The organism is Metabacillus mesotrionivorans (genome assembly GCF_052171315.1).
GTDB lineage: Bacteria > Bacillota > Bacilli > Bacillales > Bacillaceae > Bacillus_P.
In genome coordinates this window covers 12,267-38,728 of record NZ_JBQMFF010000003.1, presented here as the reverse complement: position 1 = coordinate 38,728, position 26,462 = coordinate 12,267, and the positions used below count along the sequence as shown (strand labels likewise).

18 protein-coding genes and 1 riboswitch are annotated in these 26,462 nt (G+C 45.9%); of the genes, 14 read left to right on the top strand and 4 right to left on the bottom strand.

Annotated features, from left to right (window positions below; translation table 11 throughout):
* Nucleotides 1-638: 638 nt before the first annotated feature.
* On the bottom strand, nt 639-836 hold the full coding sequence (locus ACTSEZ_RS10135) for a hypothetical protein (RefSeq protein WP_369734124.1): 198 nt from the start codon (nt 834-836) through the stop codon (nt 639-641).
* Between the two features lie 135 nt (nt 837-971).
* Between ACTSEZ_RS10135 and ACTSEZ_RS10130 the strand changes: the two genes are divergently transcribed.
* Both ACTSEZ_RS10130 and ACTSEZ_RS10125 read left to right on the top strand, forming a co-directional pair.
* Nucleotides 972-1,925 carry a TRM11 family SAM-dependent methyltransferase gene (locus ACTSEZ_RS10130; protein ID WP_369734123.1) on the top strand — a complete coding sequence of 318 codons (954 nt, stop codon included), beginning with the start codon at nt 972-974 and terminating at the stop codon, nt 1,923-1,925.
* Nucleotides 1,926-1,981: 56 nt separating this feature from the next.
* A complete protein-coding gene (locus ACTSEZ_RS10125) occupies nt 1,982-2,821 on the top strand; it encodes an MBL fold metallo-hydrolase (protein ID WP_369734122.1) in 840 nt (279 codons plus the stop codon).
* A 534-nt stretch (nt 2,822-3,355) separates the two neighbouring features.
* Here the strand turns inward: ACTSEZ_RS10125 and ACTSEZ_RS10120 are convergent.
* Entirely contained in the window at nt 3,356-3,673 is a 318-nt protein-coding gene (locus ACTSEZ_RS10120; RefSeq protein ID WP_029283903.1) for a hypothetical protein, read from the bottom strand.
* Between the two features lie 283 nt (nt 3,674-3,956).
* Here ACTSEZ_RS10120 and ACTSEZ_RS10115 point away from each other — a divergent pair, with 283 nt between their 5' ends.
* The 12 genes from ACTSEZ_RS10115 to ACTSEZ_RS10060 all read left to right on the top strand — a co-directional run bounded on the left by ACTSEZ_RS10115 (nt 3,957) and on the right by ACTSEZ_RS10060 (nt 24,593).
* Complete coding sequence (locus tag ACTSEZ_RS10115; protein WP_369734121.1) at nt 3,957-6,350, top strand: immune inhibitor A domain-containing protein; 2,394 nt, start codon at nt 3,957-3,959, stop codon at nt 6,348-6,350.
* Between the two features lie 203 nt (nt 6,351-6,553).
* A complete protein-coding gene (locus tag ACTSEZ_RS10110; RefSeq protein WP_369734120.1) occupies nt 6,554-8,323 on the top strand; it encodes a cache domain-containing sensor histidine kinase in 1,770 nt (589 codons plus the stop codon).
* Nucleotides 8,298-9,899, top strand: coding sequence for a response regulator transcription factor (locus ACTSEZ_RS10105; protein WP_369734119.1), 1,602 nt, complete (start codon nt 8,298-8,300; stop codon nt 9,897-9,899). The genes ACTSEZ_RS10110 and ACTSEZ_RS10105 overlap by 26 nt, the downstream gene beginning before the upstream one ends.
* Nucleotides 9,896-11,224, top strand: coding sequence for an ABC transporter substrate-binding protein (locus ACTSEZ_RS10100; protein ID WP_369734118.1), 1,329 nt, complete (start codon nt 9,896-9,898; stop codon nt 11,222-11,224). Before ACTSEZ_RS10105 ends, ACTSEZ_RS10100 begins: the two co-directional genes overlap by 4 nt.
* Nucleotides 11,225-11,695: 471 nt before the next feature.
* Nucleotides 11,696-12,661 (top strand): ABC transporter permease, encoded by a 966-nt coding sequence (locus ACTSEZ_RS10095; RefSeq protein WP_369734117.1) that lies wholly within the window; start codon nt 11,696-11,698, stop codon nt 12,659-12,661.
* A gap of 18 nt (nt 12,662-12,679) precedes the next feature.
* The gene (locus ACTSEZ_RS10090) at nt 12,680-13,558 is read left to right on the top strand and encodes a carbohydrate ABC transporter permease (RefSeq protein WP_369734116.1); all 879 of its coding nucleotides are present in this window, start codon (nt 12,680-12,682) and stop codon (nt 13,556-13,558) included.
* A gap of 21 nt (nt 13,559-13,579) precedes the next feature.
* Entirely contained in the window at nt 13,580-15,184 is a 1,605-nt protein-coding gene (locus ACTSEZ_RS10085) for an ABC transporter substrate-binding protein (protein WP_369734115.1), read from the top strand.
* A 63-nt stretch (nt 15,185-15,247) separates the two neighbouring features.
* Nucleotides 15,248-16,711 carry a glycoside hydrolase family 32 protein gene (locus ACTSEZ_RS10080; RefSeq protein ID WP_369734114.1) on the top strand — a complete coding sequence of 488 codons (1,464 nt, stop codon included), beginning with the start codon at nt 15,248-15,250 and terminating at the stop codon, nt 16,709-16,711.
* On the top strand, nt 16,711-17,694 hold the full coding sequence (locus ACTSEZ_RS10075) for a carbohydrate kinase family protein (protein ID WP_369734113.1): 984 nt from the start codon (nt 16,711-16,713) through the stop codon (nt 17,692-17,694). The genes ACTSEZ_RS10080 and ACTSEZ_RS10075 overlap by 1 nt, the downstream gene beginning before the upstream one ends.
* 67 nt (nt 17,695-17,761) lie before the next feature.
* Nucleotides 17,762-21,436 carry a GH32 C-terminal domain-containing protein gene (locus ACTSEZ_RS10070; RefSeq protein ID WP_369734112.1) on the top strand — a complete coding sequence of 1,225 codons (3,675 nt, stop codon included), beginning with the start codon at nt 17,762-17,764 and terminating at the stop codon, nt 21,434-21,436.
* 149 nt (nt 21,437-21,585) lie between these two features.
* Nucleotides 21,586-22,659 carry a peptidyl-alpha-hydroxyglycine alpha-amidating lyase family protein gene (locus ACTSEZ_RS10065; protein WP_369734111.1) on the top strand — a complete coding sequence of 358 codons (1,074 nt, stop codon included), beginning with the start codon at nt 21,586-21,588 and terminating at the stop codon, nt 22,657-22,659.
* A gap of 82 nt (nt 22,660-22,741) precedes the next feature.
* Nucleotides 22,742-22,826: riboswitch (cyclic di-GMP riboswitch) on the top strand.
* A 63-nt stretch (nt 22,827-22,889) separates the two neighbouring features.
* Complete coding sequence (locus tag ACTSEZ_RS10060; protein WP_369734110.1) at nt 22,890-24,593, top strand: methyl-accepting chemotaxis protein; 1,704 nt, start codon at nt 22,890-22,892, stop codon at nt 24,591-24,593.
* An 86-nt stretch (nt 24,594-24,679) separates the two neighbouring features.
* Here ACTSEZ_RS10060 and ACTSEZ_RS10055 read toward each other — a convergent pair whose 3' ends face one another.
* Both ACTSEZ_RS10055 and ACTSEZ_RS10050 read right to left on the bottom strand, forming a co-directional pair.
* A complete protein-coding gene (locus ACTSEZ_RS10055) occupies nt 24,680-25,123 on the bottom strand; it encodes a MarR family winged helix-turn-helix transcriptional regulator (protein ID WP_369734469.1) in 444 nt (147 codons plus the stop codon).
* A gap of 10 nt (nt 25,124-25,133) precedes the next feature.
* Nucleotides 25,134-26,339: an MFS transporter gene (locus ACTSEZ_RS10050; RefSeq protein ID WP_369734109.1), complete on the bottom strand. Its 1,206-nt coding sequence runs from the start codon at nt 26,337-26,339 to the stop codon at nt 25,134-25,136.
* Between the last annotated feature and the right edge of the window lie 123 nt (nt 26,340-26,462).

Genomic DNA, 26,462 nt, shown 5'->3' with positions numbered 1-26,462 from the left:
ATACGAGAAGCTGATAGGTCATAAGGAACCGAGAAAGAACCCTTTGCGCGGATGCGAAAGAGCTGAAGGGTCATAAGAAGCGTGGAAAGAACCCTTCGCGCAAATACGAGAGAGCTAAAAGGTCATAAGAAGCGTGGAAAGAACCCTTCGTGCATGTTCGAGAGAGCTGAAGGGTCATAAGAAGTGTGGAAAGAACCCTTCGTGAGGAAGCGAGAGAGCTAAAGGGTCATAAGAAGCGTGGAAAGCACCCTTCGAGCAGATGCGAGAGGGCTGAAAGGTCATAAGGAACCGAGAAAGAACCCTTTGCGCGGATGCGAAAGAGCTGAAGGGTCATAAGAAGCGTGGAAAGAACCCTTCGCGCAAATACGAGAGAGCTAAAAGGTCATAAGAAGCGTGGAAAGAACCCTTCGTGCATGTTCGAGAGAGCTGAAGGGTCATAAGGAACCGAGAAAGAACCCTTTGCGCGGATGCGAGAGAGCTAAAGGGTCATAAGAAGCGTGGAAAGCACCCTTCGTGCGGTTGCGAGAGAGCTGAAGAGTCATAAGGAACCGAGAAAGCTGATCCATTAGAAAAAATCCGAACTATTCAACAATCAATCAGTTCGGATTTTTTAGTTCTCTTATATGGCCCATGCTTTTCTATTCTTCCTTTTCGCTGACAGTATCGTCCACGATCGCAAAAAGCTGCCGGTCGAATAGGTCGTCGCTGCAGAGGAGATGCTCGTCAGCCTGATTCACAATGTCTGTCAGTTCTCCTTGATCCCCTTTTGCATTTATGATTTCAAAAATTTGATTTAATCCTTCGGACGTTTGATCTTGAGTGTGTTTATCTTTCATTGATCAATCACTCTCCTTTTATCGGTAGGATTCTCCTGGAAAGTCATTTTTACGCGCCGGAAGAATTGCTTTTCTTTTAGAATACAGCTATGGTTTTATAGACGCATATTTTTAACGCTAAAGGATGGGAAATGATTGCAGAATCAAAGCCGGAAACCGGCCTATATTTATACGTTTGCAAGCACAAAAGAAGAGCTTGAACTATGCAAGCTTGAAATGCGGTCTTTTTTTGGCGTTCAGCCGGATGGATACTGCCTGAAAAGCAGCATCTGCATTGATCCAAGCAGAAGCCCTTTTATGAAAGAGCGCATAGAGATTTTATATGAAGGAAATGAAGTAGAGGATATCGTTCAGCAGGTTGGCAAGATTGATATCGGTACGAACACTTTTAAGATCATTTTTCTGAAAATCAATGACCTGGATGAACCAGAACAAATCAGCTATGATGAACGGCGGAAGATTGAACGCAGAGTTGGCTGGCCGTTTAAAGCAGATGCAGATGTCCGGAATCCTGATCAGATATTTGGGATTACAGTACACGAAGGACGCTGGTATTTCGGAAACTATACAAAAGCCGAACCTGTATATCTGCACCATGTGAAAAAGCCTCGGGAGTATTCAACCGCTCTCAGTACCAGAGTTGCCAGAGCAGCGGCTAACATTGCGGTCCCGCATCCTGCCGGAGTAAAGGCAATCGACCCCTGCTGCGGAATAGGAACAGTACTCGTTGAAGCTCTTTCAATGGGAATTGACATTGTCGGCCGTGATATCAACCCTCTTGTCGTGGATGGCTCCAGAGAAAATATTGCCCATTTTGGCTATGAGTGTGATGTGAAAGTATCTCCTATTGAAGAGGTAAATGGAAAATATGACGCGGCCATCATCGATATGCCTTACAATCTTTATACACATGCTACCCCTGAGGAGCAGCTTGATATCATCAGGCATGCAAGACGCATTGCAGATCGTGCAGTCATTGTCACGAGTGAAACGATGGATCACATGATTCTTGAAGCCGGCTTTGCCATCATCGACAGATGCACGGTCAGAAAACAGATGTTCTCTAGACAGGTTCTTGTATGTGAATAGATTGTCAGGATCGTGAGGATACTAACTTCTTGAATGAAAATCAGGAGGTATCAGCGATGGACGATAACATGGAGAGCCCCTTTGAGCATAAGTTCATCCCGGTAACATCTGTGATGAGCGGACTTGAAATTGATGTGCTTCCCGGGGTTTACTGCTATACAAATCAGGTGGTAAACGTTGTATTTATGAGAAGCGGGGAAGACTGGTATGTCATTGATGCAGGGATGCCCCACTCTGCAGACGCGATTAAAAAAGCGTTCGAAGCACATGGCGGAGTTGATGCTGCTCCAAAAGCGATTCTGCTGACACATGGGCATTTTGACCATGTGGGAGGAATTGTAGAACTCGTTGAACAGTGGCAGGTGCCGGTGTATGCCCACGAACTGGAAATCCCATTTTTAACAGGCCAGAAAGATTATCCAGAACCGGACCCAAGTGCAGAAGGCGGAATGGTCGCGAAACTCTCGAAAATGTTCCCGAACGAATCCATCAATCTTAAAGACAGGGTCAAGCCGTTTGAACCAGATGGAATGATTCCTGGACTTTCAGATTGGAAATGGGTCCATACTCCCGGCCATACACCGGGACATGTCTCATTTTTCAGAGAATCCGACCGAACGCTGCTAGCAGGGGATGCGTTTGTAACCGTGAGGCAGGACTCCCTCTATAAAGTGTTTACACAAAAACAGGAAATCTCAGGTCCGCCCAGATATTTCACGACGGACTGTCAGGCAGCATGGGAATCTGTCAGAACACTCGAATCCTTAAAGCCTTCCACAGCAATTACAGGACATGGTGTGCCTGTTTCAGGAGAAGAACTGCGTGACGGCCTTGCCCTTTTGAGCAGGGACTTTGAAAAGCTGGCCATTCCTGATCATGGAAAGTATCTTCATTAAAGCCGGGAGACCGGCTTTTTTTCTATTTCTGAAAAGGTGATGTTGCTTGTTTCAGAATCGGTGCATGCTGTCATGTCAAAGGACGATGTATTGCAAACAAGCACCCTCAAAAGAGCAGTGATGTTTGTTTGATGATCCCGAACAGTGAGAATATGCCTTCAAGAGAGAGGGGAAGCCTGTTTGGTGGTTCCGAACTGCGGGAACAGTGCCCTCAAGAGAGAGGGAAAGCCTGTTTGGTGGTTCCGAACAGAGGGAACAGTGCCCTCAAGAGAGAGGGAAAGCCTGTTTGGTGGTTCCGAACAGAGGGAACAGTGCCCTCAAGAGAGAGGGAAAGCCTGTTTGGTGGTTCCGAACAGAGGGAACAGTGCCCTCAAGAGAGAGGGAAAGCTTGTTTGGTGGTTCTGAACTGAGGGAATAGTGCCCTCAAAAGAGGTGTAAGGCAGTTTGATGATCTCAAACCGGAAAACGTACCTCCCCAAAAACAGACGTTTTGCTACACAAAAAAAAGCAGAAATCCGCCACAGGGATTTCTGCTTAATTTTCGTCTGTCTCGCTTACTTTTTCAATCTTCTCAACAAACATCTGATAAACTCTTCGCTTTTCATCCAATTCTTTTATGTACAGTTTCAGTTCATTGAATTTTTCTTCAAACGGCTTTTGGTAAGTGGTTTTGATTGTGCTGATGATTTCGTCATTAATCGTGGATTGAATCACTTGTTTCGTAATGCCGAACTTATAGGAATACAGCTGAAGTTCGCTTTTAACTTTCTCGTACTCAGCATCAATTTCGTTTTTTTGCTGCAGCATGTCTTCTTTCCATTTTTGCAGAGAATCTTTTACGTAGGACTCCATCGTTTCCCTCCAAGCATCGTCTATTTCAATACACTATTGAATGAAAAGGCGGATTTTCTGGGGGTGGCTGATGGATTATGCTTCCTTCTTCCTTCATGCCTTCAGATTAATATAGGTCCATTGTTTCAGTTCTTTTTCCATTCGGATGATCTATTATACTAGTAAAATATTTCCGATTATAGGGATATAGGCCAATTCCAAGTTTTTCATAGTATGGTATCTTTATACGTGTAGAAAAAACAGAAAATTCTACATGTTCTTACAAATTGGGAGGGGACCGCACTTGAATAACTGGAGCAAGAAACTTGGAACGTCGATTCTGGCTGCAAGCTTGACGGCAGGCCTGTTTGCACCGGCAGCTTTCGCCAAGCAGCCAGTGCAGGAAGACACACAAACGGCTTTGTCTGCGCCGATTGATATGAATATCATAAATGAAGAGCGCCTGGCTAACGCTTTGAAGAAACAGGGAATCATCCCAAAAAAGGCGAGCGACAAAGAGACTGCCGCAGCTGTTAAAAACTATATTGAAAAAAAGCAAGGTGAAAAACCTGCTGCCGATCTGCATACAGAAGATGGTCATTCACATGCAGAATATGATCTGGATGAAAAGTCAAAAGACTTTTTAACGAAACAAAAAGAGCAGCTCACAAAGCAGCTCACTAAAGGTCATGATAAGCTGAAAAAAGGCAAAAAAGACGGCTTTGTTAACGTGAAACCTGCTAGACAAGCAAATTATGAAGGAGCAGTAAGAGAAGATAAGGTTTTGATTTTGCTTGTTGAGTTTGAAGATTTTAAACACAACAATATTAGTAAAGAAGAAGGCTACATGTATTCAAATGATTTCAGCAAAGAGCATTATGAAAACATGCTGTTCGGGGACAAGCCGTTTCAGCTTTTGGACGGAAAAAAAGTTCCTACTTTTAAGCAATTCTATGAAGAGCAGTCCGGCGGAAGCTATACAGTAGACGGTACAGTTTCTGAGTGGCTTACGGTTCCGGGAAAAGCAGCTGACTACGGGGACGATAATTCTGCAGGGGGACACGATAATCTTGCCCCGCTTGGACCCCGTGATCTAGTAAAAGAATCTCTTAAAGCTGCAGCAGCATCAGGTATGAATCTTGCAGACTATGATGTATTTGATCTTTATGACCTTGACGGTGACGGCAATCAAAATGAGCCGGACGGCCTTGTAGACCACTTGATGATTGTTCATGCGGGAACAGGCCAGGAAGCAGGCGGCGGAAAGCTTGAGAGCAACGCAATCTGGTCACACCGCTGGACACTTGACGGTGTATTCCCTGTACCTGGCACAGAGGCTGATGTGGATTACTGGGGCGGTAATATGGCTGCATTTGATTACACTATCCAGCCTGAAGACGGGGCAGTCGGCGTTTTTGCCCATGAATTCGGACACGATTTAGGCCTTCCTGATGAGTATGATACGCAGTATTCAGGACAGGGTGAGCCGGTTGCTTCATGGTCCATCATGAGCGGCGGAAGCTGGAACGGAGAGATTGCCGGAACAGAACCGACAAGTTTTTCTCCGCAGAATAAAGAATTTTTCCAGACGATGATGGGCGGAAACTGGGCCAACATTCACGAAATCGACTACAAGGACGTAACGGCTGAAGGAACGGCAGCTTTTATTGATCAAAGTGTAACTAAGTCAAACAACCCTGGTATTGTGAAAGTAAACCTTCCGGAAAAAGAAGTGAAAAGTACAATCCAGCCGCAGTTTGGTGAAAAATACTATCACAGTACGAAAGGTGATAACTTACACACTGTAATGGAAACTCCTGAATTTGACCTTACAGGCAAAACAAGTGCAGAATTCACGTTCAAAGCAAATTATGAAATCGAATACGGCTGTGCATGTGATGCTTTAACTGTAAAAGCAGAAACAGCTGACGGAAGCAAAGTTCTTGAAATCCTCGGCGGAGATGTAACAGACGGAGACGCAACTAAGGGAACAACTGGCGGAAAATGGATCGACAAGTCATACGACTTGAGCGAATTCGCAGGTAAAAAAGTAAAGATTGTCTTTGATTACTCGACAGACGGAGGTCTTGCACCTGAAGGTTTTGCACTCGACAACGCGGTTTTAACGGCTGACGGCGAACAGCTTTTCACCGATGATGCAGAAGGTGCAGCGAAGTTTACTTTAAACGGTTTCCAGGCATTTGACGGGACGTACCTTGCTAAACATCACTACTATCTTGAGTGGAGAAACTATGCAGGTTCTGATAAAGCCCTTGCGTTCTCACGCGGACCAAAATACAACACAGGCATGGTCGTGTGGTATGCAGATGACAGCTTCACAGACAACTGGGTCGGCGAACATCCAGGTGAAGGCTTCCTTGGAGTGGTAGATTCTCATCCGCTGCCTTTGTACGGCCAGCTTGACGGCAAACTGACAACTACTCAATCGACACGCTACCAGATTGCAGATGTAGCATTCTCATATGACAAGTCACCTTCATGGTATGTAGACAGCCCGACACGCGGCGAATACAGCTACAACGGACTAAAGGGAGTAACATTCTTTGATGATTCAAGATCCTACATCAATGATGTCATTCCGGATGCAGGACGAAAAGTTCCAAACTACGGCCTGAAATTCCAGGTAGTAGGAGAAGCGAAAGACAATTCCGCCGGTGCGGTTTGGATTCGTAAATAAGCAGACAGGAGGCAGCGTTCAGATGAGCGCTGCTTTTTTCTTGTTAAAAAAAACAGCTTCATGTAAATGCCGAGCTTCCCAAAAAACGCAAATCATCCGCCCTGGTGCGCGCTGGTTGTTATATACTGTAAGAAAAAGAAGAGGAAATAATCGAAGAGTGACCGGGGGGCAGCATGTTTTATTCACTTAGAAACCGACTTTTTATGATATTTACAATTCTCCTGACCGTTCCGTTTTTAATACTGTCTCTATTAATTCCTGCCTGGTTTGCGTCTGTTATAGAAGATCAGACAAAGAATTCAACGGCTGATATGATGGAGCAGTATTCGATTTACATTGATTCGCTCACTTCTCAGGCAGAGGATCTCGGGAAGCAGGTTCTTGTCAATCAGACCACCCAGGACTGGCTGCGTGCAGAAAGTGATCCTGCTGTTCCGTCAGATGAGAGGCTGCTGATTAAAAACCAGCTGAAAATGCTGCTCTCGTCGATGATGATCAATAATTCAAACGGCATGGACATATCCGTTTTTCTAAACAGCGGAAAAGGGACGTGGGGAGATAATCCTCTGCTTGCTGAAACAGATTGGTACAAGGATTTTACAAGGGAGGAAAAGCGCTGGATCAGTCATCACCGGGATCAGTATCAGCTTCATCAGGCGATGAGGGAAACTGAGGTGAACAGCTATCTGATTCCTCTTTTTGATATGCAGATGCTGGATTTGTCCGGCATTATTAAAGTCAGTTTTCCAACAGCGCTTCTTGAGACGGCCCTTGGAAAGATTAAGCTCGGTGAAAACGGACGCGTTTATTTGCTGGACGGAAGAGGAGAGAATGTGCTGACAGGCAAAGTGAAAACCCCTGAATCTGTTCTGAAGGGGACGCTGTTATCCACTGAAAGGAAAAGTGAGTCTGACGGTTTAATTGAAACAGCTTATAACGGAGAAGAGTATCTGGTGTTTTTTCAGAAACTGAAGGTGGGCAACTGGACGCTGGTAAGCGAAATTACAAGGGCTGAACTGTTTGCGGAAATTGACAGGCTGCAGCGGAACTTATTGATGATCAGCGCCGTTATTTTCCTGCTGACGATTCTTGCTTCTTACATCCTGTCGTCAACTATCGTCCGGCCGCTTGGAAAGCTGACCAACGCCATGAAGTTTGTTGAAAAAGGAAATCTGGAAGGTGCAAGGCAGTTCATGCCGACGATTAAAACCCATAACCATGAGGTCGGCTACGCCATTAAAGTGTTTGATCACACAATTGAGAAGCTGAATGAATTGATTAAAACAGAATTTAAGGCAAATCTCCGGCGGAAAGATGCTGAATACAAGGCACTGCTGCTGCAGATCAACCCCCATTTCTTAAATAATACACTTGAAGTGATCGGAAGTCTTGCCCTGCAGAATAAACAGAAGGAAGTTCTTGATGTCAGCGTCTATCTTGGAAGAATGATGAGGTATTCTCTTAACACAAAGACAGATATCGTCAGACTGGGAGAAGAGCTTGCATACATCCGCGACTTCATTGAGATTTTAAAGCTGCGGTATGAGGGGGCTATTACATTCATTGTAGAAGAGGACAAGGATGCTGCCTCATTTCCCATCTGTAAATTTATTATTCAGCCGCTTGTGGAAAATGCGGTCAAATACAGCATGATTGAAAAAACCGAAGCGGTCATCAGGATCAGGACGGAGTTGCGTGATCATGAGGTAAAGATTGTCATAGAAGATGATGGCATAGGCATGTCAAGGGAAGTCCTATCAAAACTGATGGAAGATGAGAAAGAATTTGAAACGGTTTTGAACAGTTCAGGAAACAGCATCGGTTTAAGGAATGTAATCGGCAGACTGAAGCTCTTCTGCGGTGAAAGGTTTTCCCTTCATATAAAGTCAGAAGAAGGTGCCGGTACAAGCATTGCATTATGTATAAAAGGAATTGAGGGGGATATACATGATGAAGGTCATACTGGCGGATGATGAGATTCAGATCCGCAGGGGTTTAAAAATGAAAGCAAACTGGGAAGAGGAAGGATTTGAGATTGCAGGGGAAGCGTCTAATGGGAAAGAGGCGCTTGAACTCGTGAAAGAGACATGTGCGGATGTCGTGATAACGGATGTACGGATGCCTGTTATGGACGGGATTGAATTTGCAGGCAGATGCAGCCGTGAATTTCCTCATGTAAAAGTCATCGTTTTATCAGGTTATTCGGATTTTGAATATGTTCGCTCCTCTCTGGTTGAAGGAGTAAAGGATTATTTATTAAAACCTGTGGCGCCAAATGACCTCGCGGAGGCTTTAAGGAGAGTGAAAGAAGATATTGCTGCGGATAAAAAGAAAAAGCTTGAATCTGAACAATTGACTCGGCTCGTTCATACACAGCTTGAGGAAATGAAGGAACAGTGTGTACTGCAGCTTGTTAAGCAGGGGTGGTCTGAATTTGAGGAGAAAAGACTCCATCACTTCAAGCTGGGGTTTCTGGCAGATCAAATGAAGAAAGTTCAATTTTTTACAGCGGATCTTAGGACTGCTGCGGATTCCGAAAACGAACTATGGCTTCCATTCCGGATGATGTGCAGGGAAATAGCCGGGACGTATGAAAAGACTGCGGTGTTTCATGATCCGAGCTATGCACACATGATCCATTTTCTTCATTGCTCTGACACGTATTCACCCAGTGCTGAAACCATTGTGAAGAAAGTGCAGACATGTGTCAGAAAGTATCTTGGTGCTGAAGCGGTCATCGGCTTGGGAAGTCCGGTGAGTGTAAGTGAATTGAAGTCGGGCTATATCTCATCTTTGCTTGCCTGGAGTCAGAGCGCTCAGGATGAAAAACCTCAAATGACTGACGGAACGCTTCAAAAGGATGCATCCGCCCTTTCCCCGCATATGGAGAAAAAAATAGCTGCTTCCATTGAAAACGGCAGCATGAAAGAAGGTATTCTGCTGCTTAATGAAACGCTTGATGAAGCAAAAGCAAGATCTGTATTTTCCTTTTCATTTACGGCTGGCAGGCTTCTGCTTCTGCTGGAATCACTTGCCGTGAAATACGATATGAGCAGACCGGAAATCAACGAAAGGATGTGGACCTGCCAGCAGAGCATAGGGGAGCTGACATCCCATCAAATGGTCAGCGAACACATAACAGAATTTGCACGCCGGGTGATCCTTCATGTAAACGTTTTTCGCTCATCTCCAAACGGGTTGTCAATAGTAGAAAATGTTCGCCGCTATCTTGAGCTGAATTATGCCCAGGAAGTATCGCTGAGCACGCTTGCTGAACAGTTTCACATAAACAGCGCCTACTTATCCGAGCGTTTTAAACTCCATGTTGGAAAGAATTTCAGTGATTATTTAACGGAGCTTAGAATCAGGCATGCCTGCGAACTGTTAACAGACAAGCAACTGAAAGTAATAGACATTGCATATTTGACGGGATTTTCCAACTCAGGCTACTTCAGCACTGTATTTAAAAAACAGACGGGACAGACTCCCGCGGAATACCGGAAAGCTGCACTGAACCTTGATGAACCGGGAGGCCATGAAAACAGATGAAAAAAAGAATCTGTCTGTCTGTTCTTGCGGTTCTGTTGTTAGCGGCAGGGTCCTATGGTGGTTCCGTCTTTTTCCTTTCTGAGGATAAAGATGAAAGCGGTCAGGGCGTGACTGAAGAATCTGCGGAAATTGAATTAACCTTCTGGAGAAATTATGGCACAAGGCTTGAAAACGAGGCTTACAAAGAACTGATTGCTGATTTTGAATCGTCACATCCGGGCATTCGCATCAATATGAATGCTATTCCTTACGGTGACTATGAGCTGAGGCTGAGAACAGAGATTGCGGCAGGAAGTCCTCCTGATGTGATGTCCATCGACAGTCCGAATCTTGCCCTGTATGCCAATGCAGGTGCGCTGCGGTCAATCGACAGGGAAATGAAGAAAGAAGGTCAGCTTGAGGATATTCCTTTTTCCACACTTGAGGGCATGAAATTTGAAGATGAAATTTACCTTTCACCCCTTGCTGAATCCGGTGTCGCCCTCTTTTACAACATTAAGCTGTTTGAAAAAGCGGGAATTCCGCTTCCGTCAGAAGACCCGTCTGAGCCGATGACGTGGAGCGAGGCGGCAGAGCTTGCTGTGAAAATCAATCAGCCCGAAAACGAAATAGTTGGAATAGACCCGGGGCAGGGGTTCAGCGACGGGGAATCACCGGCCTACTTCAAAACTCCGCTTTTGTGGCAATTCGGTGCAGATGTGCTCAGTCCTGATGGAACAACGGCTGACGGTTATTTAAATTCGGAGAACGCAGTCGAAGCTCTGCAATTTTATCAGGATCTTTACCACCTTCATAAAGCTGCCTCCGTAGAAATGCCTCCCGACCCGTTTGTAACAGGCCATCTCGGCATGTCGGTTCTCGGCTCGTGGATGCTTGAGGAAATTGAACGGAACTATCCTGATTTTAAACTTGGAGAGGACTTCGGTGTCGCCCCCTTGCCTAAAGGCATCCGCCAGGTGACGCCAAACGGAGGATGGGCCCTTGGAATTTCATCAAAATCAGAGCATCCGAAAGAAGCATGGGAATTTATTCAGTACATGACGGGCTATGAAGGTTCCAAAAAATATGTGGAAATAACGGGTGATATGCCTGCGAGATTTTCCGTCTCCAAAACATTTCCCGAGCTTGCGGTCTATCCAAAAAATATCTTTGTTGAGCAGGCGTTAAAGTACTCCAAAAACCGCACGGTCTCCCCGGCCTATCCGGTAATAAGCGATACCCTGAAGGAGTTGTTCGAAGAAATAGGCATTGGAGGCAAAGACGTGAGAGAATCCGCTAATCGGGCGGTCATGAAAATAGACAGCGCTCTTGAGGATATGGATTAAAATGTTGTTTAAAATAAGTCTTTTGATTTAAAGGTGTGTTGACGGTGGACCGGGTGACGATAAATTAAGGAAAAACGGTATTATGTGTTGAATTGTTTCTCTTTGACAAAAATAAAGGGAAAGAAGATTGTTACAAAACAAGCAACGGAGTCACAGCGGCAGAAATTGTAGGAAGAGAACTATGTTGCGGTTATGGAAAAAACAATAAAAAAGACTCAAAAAACCGATCCTATGTGGATCGGTTTTTTTGAGCAGCACAGGTGTGTCCATCCCCCTAACTTCAGCCGCAGGACTAGACGTTTAATCTGTTTGCTTTCTAGAAGAACCAAAAATATTAAACTCCTTCTTCCAAAGAAATCAAACTTTTTTGAATGGAGCATTTGATAAAGTGAATGTACAGGGACAACAGATAAAGATCTCTGCAACGTTATGAAAGCGCTTATATGTGTTTTCTGTAAAGGGGGGAGCTGTATGCAGGAGGCAGTTAAGGCAAAAGATGAGAGCGCTGTCATCATAAAGCCGGAGGCAAAACCCAAATACAAATGGGAGTATGTGAAAAAGAATTACTTTCTGTATTTGCTGATTGCGCCTGCTGTTATTCTCACAATTGTATTTAAGTATGTTCCGATGTACGGAGCAATCATTGCCTTTAAAGATTTCAGCACGATAAAGGGAATCTGGGGAAGCGAATGGGTTGGCCTTAAGCATTTCCAGGAGTTTTTGACCTCGCCCAATTTTGAAACAATTTTTATGAGCACGCTTAAGCTCAGTCTGTACGGGCTTTTGCTTGGATTTCCGATTCCGATCGTTCTAGCTCTGATGCTGAATCAGGTCAGAAGAGCGGCCATTAAGAAAAATATTCAGCTGTTTTTATATGCGCCCAATTTCATTTCGGTTGTTGTCATTGTAGGGATGCTGTTTATCTTTCTAGCTCCGACAGGCCCGGTGAATCACTTCATTTCATTTCTTACAGGCAAGCCGGTCATGTTTATGTCCGATCCGGAATATTTCAGATCCATTTATATTCTTTCAGGCATCTGGCAGGCTGCGGGATGGTCGTCCATCGTCTATGTGGCCGCACTTGCGAATGTGGACCCGGAATTGCATCAGGCTGCAACGATTGACGGGGCCAATATTCTGCAGCGGATGATTCATATTGATTTGCCTGCTTTAAAACCGCTTATGGCTATTATCTTTATTTTAGGTGCAGGGGGCATCATGGCGATCGGCTTTGAAAAAGCATTTCTAATGCAGACAGCCATGAACCTTCCAACGTCGGAAATTCTTCCGACCTACGTGTACAAAATCGGCCTTCAGGCTGGAGATTACGCCTATTCAACTGCAGTCGGCCTGTTTAACTCCGTTATCAATGTCATCTTACTTGTGGTTGTGAATTTTGTGGTCAAAAAACTGAACGAGGGAGAAGGACTCTATTAATCCGAGAGGAGGATTTTCATGATTAAACATACACGCGTTGACCGGATCATCCTGTCTCTGAATGCCGTTTTTCTCTGCCTGGCAGTGCTTGTTGTTCTTGTGCCGCTGGTTTATGTCGTAATCGCTTCCTTCATGGATCCGACGGTTCTATTGAATCAGGGACTTTCCTTTAACGTCTCTGACTGGAGCCTTGAAGGCTACAAACGGATTCTGTCGGATGATTCCATGGTGCGGGGATTTGTGAATGCGATGCTTTACTCCGCTGGATTTGCCTTTATAACTGTTGTCGTTTCCATATTTGCTGCGTTTCCTCTTGCGACAAAAGGGTTTGTCGGGAAAAACGCGTTTATGACGTTTTTCCTGGTTACGATGTTTTTCAGCGGCGGTTTAATTCCAACGTATCTGGTTGTGAAGGACCTTGGCATGCTGAATACAGTCTGGGCGATTTTGCTCCCGGGGGCTGTAAATGTGTGGAATATCATACTTGCAAGAACGTACTTTAAGGGAATTCCCCATGAACTGCATGAAGCGGCAAAAGTGGACGGGGCGTCAGATCTCCTGATTTTCTTCAAAATTGTCATACCGCTTTCAAAACCGATCATTTTTGTTCTTGCTCTGTATGCCTTTGTGGGACAGTGGAACTCATACTTTGATGCAATGATCTACCTGGAAGATCCGAACATGCATCCTTTGCAGCTTGTCTTAAGATCTATTTTAATTCAGAACCAGGCTGAACCCGGCATGATCAGCGATCAGCTGGCAATGGCTGAGCTTGCCAAGGTTTCTGAGATGATCAAATATTCAGCGATTGTCATTTCAAGCCTTCCGCTGATTATTATGTATCCGTTTTTCCAGAAGTATTTTGAAAAAGGGGTTATGGTTGGTTCATTAAAATAACAAACATTGGGGGAAATGGTCATGAAACACGTGAAAAAAGCTGTAGGGGCAGCCGCAATTGCAGCTGTATTACTATCCGGGTGCACAAGCAAAAATGTCGCATCCTCTGAGGATTATGAATTAAAGGATATCTCTTTTCCGCTGAAGGAAGAGGTGACGCTTAAGTTTATCACGCAAAGCTCGCCGCTTGCGCCGAAGGATCCAAATGAAAAACTGCTCTATAAGCGTCTGGAAGAAAAAACGGGTGTTCAGATCCAGTGGAAGAACTATACGAACGATGTGTTTGCAGAAAAGAGAAACCTTGCCATGGCAAGCGGCGATTTGCCGGATGCAATTATGGATGCGGGCTACGGCGATTATGACCTGCTGAAGCTTGCCAAAGACGGGGCCATTATTCCTGTTGAAGAGTTAATTGAAAAGCATATGCCGAATCTGAAAAAAGTGCTTGATTCATCACCTGAATACAAAGCGATGATGACCGCACCAGACGGCCACATTTATGCATTCCCGTGGATTGAAGAGCTTGGCACGGGGAAAGAAAACATTCACTCAGTCGATGATTTCCCGTGGATCAATAAGGAATGGCTGAACAAGCTTGGACTGCAGATGCCAAAGACGACAGAAGAGCTGAAACAGGTATTGATCGCCTTTAAAACGCAGGATCCAAACGGCAACGGCAAAGCGGATGAAATCCCTATGTCCTTTATCATCAATCACGGCGGCGAGGATCCGGCCTTCTTGTTCGGGGCATTCGGGCTTGGAGATAACTGGGATCACACAGTTGTAAGCAACGAAGGCAAAGTGATCCTGACTGCTGCTGAGGACGGATATAAAAATGCCATTATGTACTTCAGTGATCTCTACAAAGAAGGGCTGATCGATGTTGAAGCATTTGAGCATGACTGGAATACGTATCTCGCGAAAGGAAAAGATGAGCGGTACGGCATGTATTTTACATGGGATAAAGCAAATATCACAGGCATGAACGAGAAATATGACCTTATGCCTCCAGTGGCAGGGCCGGATGGAACTGTAAATGTTGCGAGAACAAACGGAATGGGCTTTGACAGAGGAAGAATGGTCATTACAAGTTCTAACAAAAATCTTGAACTGACTGCGAAGTGGATTGACCAGCTCTACGACCCGCTGCAGTCTGTTCAGAACAACTGGGGAACATACGGAGATGATAAGCAGCAAAACATCTTTGAATTTGACGAAGCAGCGAATATGCTGAAGCATCTGCCTCTTGAGGGAGCTGCTCCGGTTGAAGTCCGCCAGAAAACGAGCATTAACGGGCCGCTTGCCATTTTGGATGAGTACTACGGCACTGTCACTACTAAGCCGGATGATGCAGCATGGAGACTGGATTTAATGAAAGAAGTCATGGTCCCGCATATGAAAGCTGAAAACACGTATCCGAAGGTTTTCTTCTCGCTTGAAGAGCTTGATAAACTTTCATCGATTGAAGCCGATCTGTTTGCTTATATTAATCGAAAGCGTGCAGAATGGATGACAACTGGCAAAGCAGAGTCAGAATGGAAAGAATACCTTGCCGAGCTTGACCGTCTGGGGCTGCAGGAGTGGCTTGAGATTAAGCAGAAAGGGTATGACCGCACCCAGCAATAACCGGAATGCAGGGGCTGCTTAATCATCAGCAGCCTCTTATTTTATGAAAAAGGAGTTTTTTAAGTGAAGCCGATTCTATCAGAAAAATACCGCCCGCAGTTTCACTTTTCACCGAAGGAGAAGTGGATGAATGATCCTAACGGAATGGTGTATTTTGAAGGCGAATATCATTTGTTTTATCAGTATCACCCTTACAGCACAGTTTGGGGTCCCATGCACTGGGGGCACGCGGTGAGCAGGGATCTGATTCACTGGGAGCATCTTCCGGTTGCCCTGTCTCCGGATGAACACGGAGCCATTTTCTCTGGAAGCGCGGTCGTTGACTGGAAAAACTCAACCGGTTTTTTCGGTGATGAACCGGGACTTGTCGCCGTTTATACGAGTCATGACACCTATCCGGGCACGGACAGGGCCCGTCAGCGGCAATGCCTTGCGTACAGCAGCGATAACGGGCGGACCTGGTCAAAATACAGCGGCAATCCCGTTCTTACAGATGAATCGAAGACCGATTACCGGGATCCAAAAGTGTTCTGGCACATGGATACGCAGCGCTGGATTATGATTCTTGCCACAGGACAAAGTGCGACTATTTATAAGTCGGAAAACTTGATAGACTGGCAGTTTGCGAGTGAATTTGCAGAAGGATCACACGCGGGTTTCTGGGAGTGCCCCGACCTCTTTCCGCTTCCTGCAGGTGAAGGGAAGGAGAAATGGGTCATGCTCGTCAGTCTGGGTGATACAGGTGATTACTCAGAGGGGTCGAGAACTCAGTATTTTATCGGTGAATTTAACGGAGAAACCTTTGTGAATGACCGTGAAAAAGATGAGGTGCTGTGGCTTGATCACGGCAGAGACAACTATGCAGGCGTAAGCTTCTCAGACCTTCCTGACCGCCGCATATACATGGGGTGGATGAGCAACTGGCGATATGCCAATCAAGTGCCGACAGGGGAATGGCGCGGCGCTATGACGTTCCCGAGGGAGCTGTCACTTTCTGCAGGTAAAGACGGCCTTCATCTTATCCAGAAACCGGTCCCGGAAATACAGGACCTTAGAAAAGCAGGAAAAACCTGTCACGATCTTTTTGTGTCCGCAGAAAAACACGCAGTGATTCCATTGAAAAGTACTTTGATGGAACTGAACCTGGAGGCTGAGTTTGAGGGGGATGCCGGGCTGGAGCTGATGATCCTTCATTCAGAAACAGAAAGAACGGCCATCAGTTATGACCCGCAGTCTGAAATCCTTTCAGCAGACAGAACACACTCCGGGGAATCTGACTTTTCAGCGTCCTTTCCTGCCGTTCAGGAGGCGCCGTTAAAGATGAAGAATCGCTGTATCCGTCTGCAGCTGCTGCTTGATGCATCATCCATCGAGATTTTCGGAAATGACGGAGAATGTGCCATCACTGGCCTGATTTTTCCTCAGCCGAAGGAGAGTGTTTTGCAGGTGGCGTCAAAAGGCGGAACGGTACATGTCAAATCACTCGAGGTGCATGAACTCTCCTCCATATGGAAGGGGCAGGAGTGATGGATGTGGAAAGGTCTGTTATTTGCATCGGAGAAGGACTGATTGATTTTTACTGCATGGAACCGGATGTCCATCTTGCAGAAGGAAAGAAGTTTGAAAAGCAGGCAGGAGGAGCACCCGCGAATGTTTGTGCGGCAATTGCCAAGCTTGGCGGCAGGGCTTCCTTTTGCGGCAAAGCCGGGAATGATCCGTTCGGGCAGTTTCTGAAGAAAACGCTGGATGATGCGGGCGCAGATACATCCATGCTTGTTTTTGATCCTGATCATAAAACGACGCTTGCGTTTGTATCTCTTCAAAAAAACGGTGAACGGGACTTTCTTTTCAATAGAGGAGCAGACGGTTTTTTAACGGAGCGGGATATAGATGAAGAAAAGTGGAATCAGGCGTCCATCCTCCATTTTGGTTCGGCGACAGCCCTGCTGGAAGAACCGCTGCGTTCCATGTACTTGGATACAATGGGAAAAGCAAAGGGCATGGGAAAATTCATTTCGTTCGATCCAAACTACAGACAGGATTTGTGGAAGGGAAGAGAAAGCCTGTTTATTAGCCTTACTCAAGAGGCATTGAAACTCGCTGATTTTATCAAAATGAGCGGGGAGGAATTGGCGCTTATTTCAGGAGAAGAAAGTATCCAGGCAGGCCTTGATGCGCTGCACAAGTCCTGCAGCGGGCTGATTGCCGTTACATTAGGAAGTGCAGGAACCGTGGTTTCAAACCGGAAAGAAAGAGCCGCTGTTTCAAGTATAAAGGTGAAGTCCATCGATTCCACGGGTGCCGGAGACGCCTTTGTCGGCGCGTTTCTTTATCAGCTTGCAGACGGGGAGAATCCGAGAGAAGCCGCTTCTGACATGGCAGCGGTAAAAAGAATGACGGCCTTCAGCAACGTGGCGGGAGCCGCAGTCTGTACAAAGATTGGAGCCATTGCTGCAATGCCTTCAATTGAAACGGTCAAAAGATTATCAGCAGATAACGGGATTGATTAAATACGTCCCGTTTTTTTAAAAGGAAATAATGTAAGCGCTTAATTATTGCAGGGAGGGGATGGATGAAATGAAAAAAAGAACGCTTCTCAAACTGGCAGCTGCGGCAGCTTTGCTTTTTTCTGCTTTTTCCTTAACTGAGTTCAAAGGGGCAGCGAACGAGCGGAATACTGCCATTTTCGGATATTCAGCTTTGTCAGGCAGCTGGACAAAGGATTCAGACGGATCGTTAAGGGGAAAAGCGGCAAAACAGCCGGCTCTCATCCTGTCGAATTCAGAAACGTCCGGTTATCTTGAGTATGAAGCAACAATGAAACTGGAGAAAAAAAGTGCAGCATCCCTTGTTTTTCGGGCAAATGAAACAGGGACAGAAGGGTATAAAGTGAGGCTTGATGCAAAAAAAAGCACGATATCACTTGGAACGCTGAATCAAGGCCGCGCGTTAAAAACTGTGCCGGTGAAGCTGAAGAATTCAGACGGCGTAAAAGTTAAAACAGTGGCAGATGGCCGTTCCATAACGGTTTCTGTAAACGGGAAAACCGTTATGGAGGCTACGGACCACAGCTTTTCAAAGGGATATACAGGATTTCAGGCCGAGAACGGAACTCTTCATTTCAGCAAAGTGAAGCTGCACGAAATACGGACAAACCTGACGGGCCTTTCTATGAAAAAAGGAAACTGGCAGGCTGGACCTGACGGGCTGGAAGCACTGGCTGGAGAGGGTGGGGAACACTATTCCGTTTCAACGGTTTCTTCAAAAGATTTCATTTTTGAATCAAATCTCCTAATAAAAGAAAGGGACGCCTCCGCCTCTCTGCTTTTCAGATCAGACAAAACCGGCACAAAAGCATATCAGGTAAAGGCTGATGCCGGAGAAGACAAGGTGCAGCTAGTGGACGTTCAGAAGAAAAAGATACTTGCAGAGAAACAGATGACGATTGACCATGGAACGCTTTATCACGTAAAGGTCAAAGCAGAGGGCTCTTCCCTGCAGGTATTTTGGCAAAACGCAGGTAAGCCGGTTTTAGAAGCTGAAGACCGTTCAAATTCAAAAGGATTTTTGGGTTTTCATGCTGACGGACATGCCGTCTTTCAAAACATTCAGCTGAGTGATCTTCAGTCCAACCTGGAGGGCTGGCAGCCGGTTAATGGAGAATGGGCGCCTCATCTTGAAGGTGTTGGAGGAACGAGTCCGCCAGAAGAAAATACCTTTCGGATGGCTGAAACAGAAGGGGATGATTTTGTCCTTGAAGCCGATTTGAAAATAGATTCCCAAACTCCATTCGGTACGGCAGGTCTTGTTTTCAGAGGAAAAGCGGATGCCAGTGAAGGCTACATGCTGACACTGGATCCCAATCTGAACCGAATCCGTTTGCTCGATTTGAAAGGAGACCGTACCCTTGGCATGGCGGAGAGGAATTTAGAGCCCGGCAAACTCTATCATGTTGAGATTCATGCGGTCGGAGATGATTTGAAGGTCTATTTTGACGGCTATGCTGATCCGGCCATTTCTGCAAAAGACTCAGCCTATTCAAGCGGAAAATACGGATTAAATGTATACAACGGCACAGCCTTTTTCCAGCATGTATACGGAGAACAGCATGACACGTATTATTCTGAGCTTTACCGCCCGCAGTATCACTTTACACAGGCAAGGGGGTATGCAAGCGATCCTAATGGCCTCGTTTACTATGAGGGAGAGTATCATCTTTTCCATCAGGACGGCGGAAAGTGGGCGCATGCGGTCAGCACGGATCTTGTTCACTGGAAAAGGCTTCCGATTGCCATTCCCTGGAATGAAATGGGGCACGCCTGGTCAGGGTCTGCTGTAGTAGACAAAACGAATGCGTCCGGATTATTTGATAAAGAAGGTTCCGGACTGATTGCCTTCTATACTTCCTTTAATCCTGAAAAACACAATGGCGATCAGAAGGTCGGCGTTGCCTACAGCAAAGATAAAGGCCGGACGTGGGAATTTTATGACGGCAATCCCATTATCCCGAATATCGGGGAATTCTACGGCGGAGAAGGCTGGGATTTCAGAGATCCAAAAGTCGTATGGGACGGGGAGCATAATCAGTGGGTGATGGTCATTTCCGGAGGAGATCATATCCGTTTCTTTACATCTCAAAATCTTCTGGACTGGGAAATGATTGAATCATTCGGCTATGGTGACTACGTCAGAGGGGGAGTGTGGGAATGCCCGGATTTCTTTCAGCTGCCGGTAGACGGAGATCCGTCCAAAAAGAAATGGGTGCTGTCCATCAGTACCGGTGCCAATCCGAAAACAGGCGGGTCGGATTCTGAATATTTTACGGGGACCTTTGACGGAAACCGTTTCGAGAGCGATCATCCAGCTGGAAAAGTGCTGAAAAACGAGTTCGGCAAGGAAATGTATGCAGCGATGTCGTTTGCGGATATTCCGGAAGAAGACGGGCGCAGAATCTCACTGGGCTGGATGAGCAACTGGGATTATCCATTCGCTTTCCCGACATCACCGTGGAAAGGCCAAATGTCGGTTCCGCGTGAACTGACGCTCAAAACCGTTCCTGGAGAAGGCGTAAGATTGTTCCAGAATCCTGTTGAAGAGCTTGAGCAGTTAAGAAGCGCCGGTTTCTCGTGGAGCAACAAAACTGTGAAGCCTGACGATGCAAACCTGCTGGCGGATATAAATGCTACATCGTATGAAATTGAAGCGGAAATAGAACTGCCTGAAAACAGCAAGGCAGAATTCGGATTCGGGCTGAGAGAATCCGATTCTCAAAAAACGATTGCGGGCTACAAGGCTTCAGAGGGCATCGTGTTTTTTGACCGGTCTCAATCTGGAGACGTCAGTTTCTCCGACAAGTTCTCGACTTATCATGAAACCAGCCCTGAACCTAAGAACAGGCGGGTGAAATTCAGTATCTTTGTGGATGAATCTTCTGTAGAGGTGTTCGGAAACGACGGCGCGGCCGTTTTCTCCAATGTGATCTTTCCTGACGGAACAAGTGACGGGATGAGCTTTTACACGAAAGGAGGAAGCGTGAAAATTGTTTCCCTTGATGTGTACCCGTTAAAAGGGGTTTGGAAGGAAGGTGAGGGTTCTGCCGCAGTCGTCATGGATCATAAAAAAGTGACCCTTCCGCTTGGAGGTGTGCATAAGCTTTCTGCATCCGTAACAGGCAAGCATCAAAAACTAAAATGGCACTCAAGTAATCCTGATGCAGCAGAAATCAAAAAAACAGATGATGACAGCGCAGAAATCCGTATGACAGGCCACGGACGAAGCATCATCACTGCGTCAACTGCAAATGGGAAGATAGCCGGCAGGACCATCATCGAGAGCACGGCTTCCTTTAAAATCGCCGAGAAGACAAGCGGGAAATTCCTTGTACCTGAAGGAAAGGACAATGGCTCTAAAACAAGACTTCAGCCGGGCGGGGAACATGTATGGAAGATAGAAAACGCTGCACCCGGAGCTTATAAGATTCACGCAGGCGACAGCAAATTCGTGCTGGATGCTTCAGGAGTCAATGCCGGAGACGCTGTGCAAATATGGGAGTATTTCGGCTACGGCAACCAGCAATGGAGAATTGCTGACCAGTGGGATGGAACCTACCGCTTCATTGCTGTCAACAGCGGCAAAGTACTGGGAGTTGAAAACGGCACCCCTGAGAATGGAACGGCCGCTGAGATACAGAATGCAGGCGAAGGGGAGTTTCAGGATTGGGAGTTGATTGATTCTTCCGTTTCAAAAAAATAGACGCTGTTTGAGACACTCAGAAATTCTGAGTGTTTTTTTCTGCGTCTCAGGTCCTAGTCAACTCCATCCTGACGTCCGTTTATAAATGAAGAAGATTCCTTTACGATAGGCAGAGTCATCATTATCTAGGTTTATTGGAGGAATAAAGCATGAATAAAATAAAAACTCTTCTTTTGGCAGCACTCAGCATCACAGGATTAATCGTATGGTTCAGCCAGGGAGGATCAGAAATTATTTTTAAAGAAAAGCCGGTTGAAATAACAGGAACAAAAACATACTCGGCTGAAGTCCTTTGGCCGAAAACGCCTGAAGAGAAAAGCAGGGCTGGTGAAGCAAGCGGTGTGGCGGTGAACTCTGAAGGGGATATTTACTATTTTCACAGAGCAAGCGGAGAGTACAGCGGAAAAGATTTTATTAAAGAACCAACGATTGTCGTTTTGGACGGAAAAACAAAAAAGGTTAAAAGAACTTTGGGAGAAGGCATGTTTAAATCTCCGCATGGTCTTGAAATCGACAGCGAGGATAATATCTGGGTGACAGACGTTTCTTTGAACAAGGTTTTTAAATTGAGTCCAGAGGGGAAGCTTATGCAATCATTTGGGAGTGAGTACCGGACGGGTATGGAATGGAGCCTCCGCATTCGAAATCTGCTTCCAAACTTTCCTGTTTTCATGGATGAATACACATTTGCGCGTCCTACAGATGTAACAGTCATGGATGACGGTTCATTCGCTGTCTCAGACGGCTACAGAAACCGGAGAATAGCGAAATTTGATAGTGAAGGAAAACTGGAATGGCAGATTAATCAGCATGGAGACCAGCCGGGAGAATTCAACTTGCCGCACGGAATAAGCAGCGACAGCGAAGGCAGAATCTATGTCGCAGACCGCAGCAATGCACGCATACAGGTATTTGATAAAAATGGACAGTATCTTGACCGCTGGGACATGCCGGAGATTGGCAGGCCGTTTGGTGTAGAAGCGGCGAGGGACGGAAACATTTACGTTGTGGACGGCGGCGATTCCCTTGACGGCGCAGAAGGAAACGTTACAAGCCAGGTCATTGTCTTAGACAAACAAGGAACAATACTTGAGCGATTCGGCACATGGGGCAGTAAAGAAGGCCAGATGAAAATTCCTCATGATATTGCAGTGGATAAGAATGGAACAATCTATGTGGCTGAACTGAAAAACAGACGGATTCAGGCTTTTAGTAAAAACTGATTTCTTCCTCACAAAAATATTTTTTCCCCTTCCAGAAGCAGCTCTTAAAGTGATGATTAATCAGTCCGATAATAATGGTGATAAAAAAATTGGAATGCAGTGATGGATTGTCTATATATGGGCGCTTGGACAATCAGGAGCAAGTAGCGCAACCGGCCATTAAGAACAGGACTGATCATGACGGCGCTGTGCCGTATGACCAGAAAGAGATTCCGCATGGGGAGGAAAAGATGAAAAGCATTAAATGGAAAATCTTAATGAGCTATGCCATTGTCTTAATGCTGCTGGTTATTATTGCCGTGTTCAGCTATGTGACAATCAACCGGATTTCAGGAGACGTAGAGGAGATTACAGAGAACGACCTTGCGTTTTTGGAATCTGCAAATTCGATGACATTCAGCGTGGCAAACCGTGCGAAGATTGCGCGGGATTATATTTTGTTTGACCGGGATGAGTTTAAAGAGCAATTTTTAGAAGAAACAGAACAGGCGATAGAAAAGGAAAAAGTCCTCCACGAGGCGATTAAAAACGGGGAGATTTCCAAAGAAGTAGAGTCCGCTCTGACAGAGGCCGATGAAAAAACCATCAAGTGGAGAAAGCTTGTTGTGGAAGAAATCATCCCATTGTACGACAGCGGACAAAAGGATGAGGCCATTCAGCTGATGGAGGAAAAATGCCTTCCATACAGCCAGGAGGCCATTGATGCTTGGTCTGATGTTGTAGAAATACAAAACAGCATTACAAAGGACCAAACATCAGAGGCGCTTCAAACTGGCTCCCAATCAGAACTTATTATTATTGTTGCATCCGTGCTCGCATTTGCTGCAGCGCTCATTGTCGGCCTGATCAGTGCCGGCGGAATTTCAAGAGCTGCCGCACTTATTGTGAACAGGCTTGAGACTATTTCAGAAGGAGACCTTAACGGCGACATGATCCAGACGAAATCACAGGATGAGATTGGCCGCCTGATTCTTGCTTCCAATGCGATGACAGTGAATTTAAAGGCGTTTATGCAGCGGGTTTCAGAAACCTCAAGCCAGGTTGCTGCAGCTTCCCAGCAGCTTGATGCTTCGGCAGAACAGTCTTCTGCCTCTGCCCTGCAGGTGACAGCGACCATCCAGGGGATAGCAGAAGATGCCACCACTTCATCTGAAAGTGCCAATCGCTCAGTTCTCTCCATGGAAGAGATGGCAGGCGGAGTCCTTCAGATTGCTGAATCCTCAGCTGAGGTTTCAAAAGAATCACAGACAGCTGCAAAGCAGGCATCAGAAGGAAATATTCTAGTAAAAAAAGCGGTTGTGCAAATGGACGCCATACAATCCTCTGTTGCCACCACATCAAACCTGCTTTCGAACCTGGGGAACAGGTCAAAAGAAATCGGAAAAATTGCGGAAATGATTACAGGAATTGCAGATCAGACAAATCTTCTGTCATTGAACGCCGCCATTGAAGCTGCTCGGGCTGGCGAGCACGGAAGGGGCTTTGCCATTGTAGCCGATGAAGTAAGAAAGCTTGCTGAACAGTCCAAAGAATCAGCTGATCAAATTGATGAGCTGATCGGCCAGATTCAAAATGATGCAAGTACTGCTATTTCTTCCATGGCACAGGGGGAAGGCGAAGTGAAAAAAGGAACTGAGGCTATGAACGAAGCCGGTCATGCTTTTCAGAACATCATTTCTTCCATCCATTTAGTCTCTGAAAAAATTGAAGACGTGTCCAGATATGCAAAAGAAATGGCAGGGGCATCCAAGCACGTAAACGAACGAATCCACTCGCTTGCAAACGCAGCGGCTGATACATCCATGAATTCAAAAAGTGCTGCTGTTTCTTCAAAAGAACAGCTTTCGGCCATGCAGGAGGTTTCAGCTTCGGCTGCTTCACTGAGCCAGATCGCAGGCGAGCTTCAGGAAGAACTGAGAAAGTTTAAGTTTTAGGTAAAGGAAAGAGCTGCATGCTTTAGGCTGCAGCTCTTTCTCTTTTGTTTTTTCCAGTTTTGCAACTCGTATTCCCGGAGGTTACATTACTTTTTAAGATAATTAATCATCAAGTTGAATGCTTTCGTTACCGTATTCAAATCATCCTCAGCAAAGAGAGAAAATAATTCCTCAGTCAGACGATCTTCAATCTCGTCAATTTTTTTGGAATAAGCCACTCCCTGCACATCAAGATGAATAAAGCTTTCGCGAAGGTTTTCCGGGTTTTTTTCCTTCCGGATGAATGTCTCCTGCTGAAGTACTTTTAACACCTGGCTGACTGCGCTCTTCGAAATATTCATGCGCAGGGCAATTTCCGTTGTTGTCCAGGTCTTTTGTCTTTTAAACAGCAACAGGATTTGTTCCTGCTGATAGGTCAGATTAAAATCATTCAAATCGGTAAAGTATTGTGTCAGCAGCAGATCAAGCTCATCAATCTGTCGGTACATTTGAACAATTTGCTGTTTTTTCAGCGAATCCACAGGCTTCATTCCTTTCGGGTTAAGGTGTTTTTCGCAGAGTGCCGCCCTTGATGTATAAGAAGATGCCCGCTGCAAGCATCAATCCTGCAAAGACAAGCAAGAGTGTCTGAATAGGCACGGACAATGCGACGAGAACGGAAAGAACCGAAAAGGCAACAGGCTCAAGCCCGGAGGCGGCTAGCGCCATGATGCTCATCACCCTGCCGAGCTTATCCTGATCACTGTGTTCCTGCATGACCGTTACTGCAGGAAGATAAACCAGCATCAGCATAAAGCCGCTCAGCCCGGCTGTAAGAGCGAGAAGCGAGATGGACTGGGCCTGGGTATAAAAGAAAAACGCGATTGCAGTTAAAAAGAGAGCCCTGTACACAAAACGACCGCGGTGCACCGACCTGAGCATCAGCATAAGGAAGCTTGCGGCAAACGTTCCGACTGCAAGTCCGCCTTCAATCAGACTCAGATCAAATGGCGTGCCTCCGCGCTCGCCGACAAGAATGGGTATGCTCATAATGACAGGACCCATCACGAACAGGTTAACAGAGGCGATGGCAAGCGTTCCGGACCGCAGCACTGGCGTTTTGAACACATACGAAATCCCTTCCTTTAAATCGTCTATGACGAAGCGCATCGCCAGTTTCTTTGCATCCGGCACCGAGTCGCCGATCCATTTCGGAAGAATCAATGCGGCCGAAAGGAAAATCAGTGCACTCGAGGTTCCAAAGCTCAGAGAATATCCTCCAAGCGTCAAAAGCAGCCCGGCCAGAAACGGGCCAATCACAAACATCAGTTCAAGTGACCCCTGAAAAAGCGAATTGGCGCGGTGAAGCTCCTTCTTTTTAACAAGAGTCGGCAGGAGCGATGAAAGAGCAGGATAAGAAATACCGTCAAGAATCCCGAAGGAAACAGCGATCACAAGCAGAGCTGTAACCGAATAAGATTCTGTCACGTGAAGCAGCACCATCACAGCCATGAGCAGTGCCTGCACGATGTTTGTCAGAAACAGCAGCCTGCTTTTCTGATAGCGGTCTGCAAATACGCCGCCAAAGACCATCATCAGCACTCTTGGAAGAGAAACGGCTGTCATAATCATCCCAAGAAGACCGGGCTGTTCAAGCACATCAATGGTAAGCCAGGATACACTCAAAAAGAATATGGAAAATCCGAGTGTCACAAACACACCGGACAACCAGGTGAATAAAAATCGACGGTTTGATAGAACATTCATCATATGACCTCGTTGTTTTAGTAAAGTTTAGTTAACTAAACTATATAAGAAAGAGCGACAGAAAGTCAAATGGGGAAGGGTGCCAGTTTTCAGATGGAAGGATAAAAGAAAGCAGCGGTTTGA

What these genes read in the sequence shown, in the direction of transcription:
- ACTSEZ_RS10135 (WP_369734124.1), bottom strand. Translation starts at nt 836, where the DNA reads ATGAAAGATAAACACACTCAAGATCAAACGTCCGAAGGATTAAATCAA.
- ACTSEZ_RS10125 (WP_369734122.1), top strand. Translation starts at nt 1,982, where the DNA reads ATGGACGATAACATGGAGAGCCCCTTTGAGCATAAGTTCATCCCGGTA.
- ACTSEZ_RS10120 (WP_029283903.1), bottom strand. Translation starts at nt 3,673, where the DNA reads ATGGAGTCCTACGTAAAAGATTCTCTGCAAAAATGGAAAGAAGACATG.
- ACTSEZ_RS10110 (WP_369734120.1), top strand. Translation starts at nt 6,554, where the DNA reads ATGATATTTACAATTCTCCTGACCGTTCCGTTTTTAATACTGTCTCTA.
- ACTSEZ_RS10105 (WP_369734119.1), top strand. Translation starts at nt 8,298, where the DNA reads ATGATGAAGGTCATACTGGCGGATGATGAGATTCAGATCCGCAGGGGT.
- ACTSEZ_RS10100 (WP_369734118.1), top strand. Translation starts at nt 9,896, where the DNA reads ATGAAAAAAAGAATCTGTCTGTCTGTTCTTGCGGTTCTGTTGTTAGCG.
- ACTSEZ_RS10095 (WP_369734117.1), top strand. Translation starts at nt 11,696, where the DNA reads ATGCAGGAGGCAGTTAAGGCAAAAGATGAGAGCGCTGTCATCATAAAG.
- ACTSEZ_RS10090 (WP_369734116.1), top strand. Translation starts at nt 12,680, where the DNA reads ATGATTAAACATACACGCGTTGACCGGATCATCCTGTCTCTGAATGCC.
- ACTSEZ_RS10085 (WP_369734115.1), top strand. Translation starts at nt 13,580, where the DNA reads ATGAAACACGTGAAAAAAGCTGTAGGGGCAGCCGCAATTGCAGCTGTA.
- ACTSEZ_RS10075 (WP_369734113.1), top strand. Translation starts at nt 16,711, where the DNA reads ATGGATGTGGAAAGGTCTGTTATTTGCATCGGAGAAGGACTGATTGAT.
- ACTSEZ_RS10070 (WP_369734112.1), top strand. Translation starts at nt 17,762, where the DNA reads ATGAAAAAAAGAACGCTTCTCAAACTGGCAGCTGCGGCAGCTTTGCTT.
- ACTSEZ_RS10065 (WP_369734111.1), top strand. Translation starts at nt 21,586, where the DNA reads ATGAATAAAATAAAAACTCTTCTTTTGGCAGCACTCAGCATCACAGGA.
- ACTSEZ_RS10060 (WP_369734110.1), top strand. Translation starts at nt 22,890, where the DNA reads ATGAAAAGCATTAAATGGAAAATCTTAATGAGCTATGCCATTGTCTTA.
- ACTSEZ_RS10055 (WP_369734469.1), bottom strand. Translation starts at nt 25,123, where the DNA reads ATGAAGCCTGTGGATTCGCTGAAAAAACAGCAAATTGTTCAAATGTAC.
- ACTSEZ_RS10050 (WP_369734109.1), bottom strand. Translation starts at nt 26,339, where the DNA reads ATGAATGTTCTATCAAACCGTCGATTTTTATTCACCTGGTTGTCCGGT.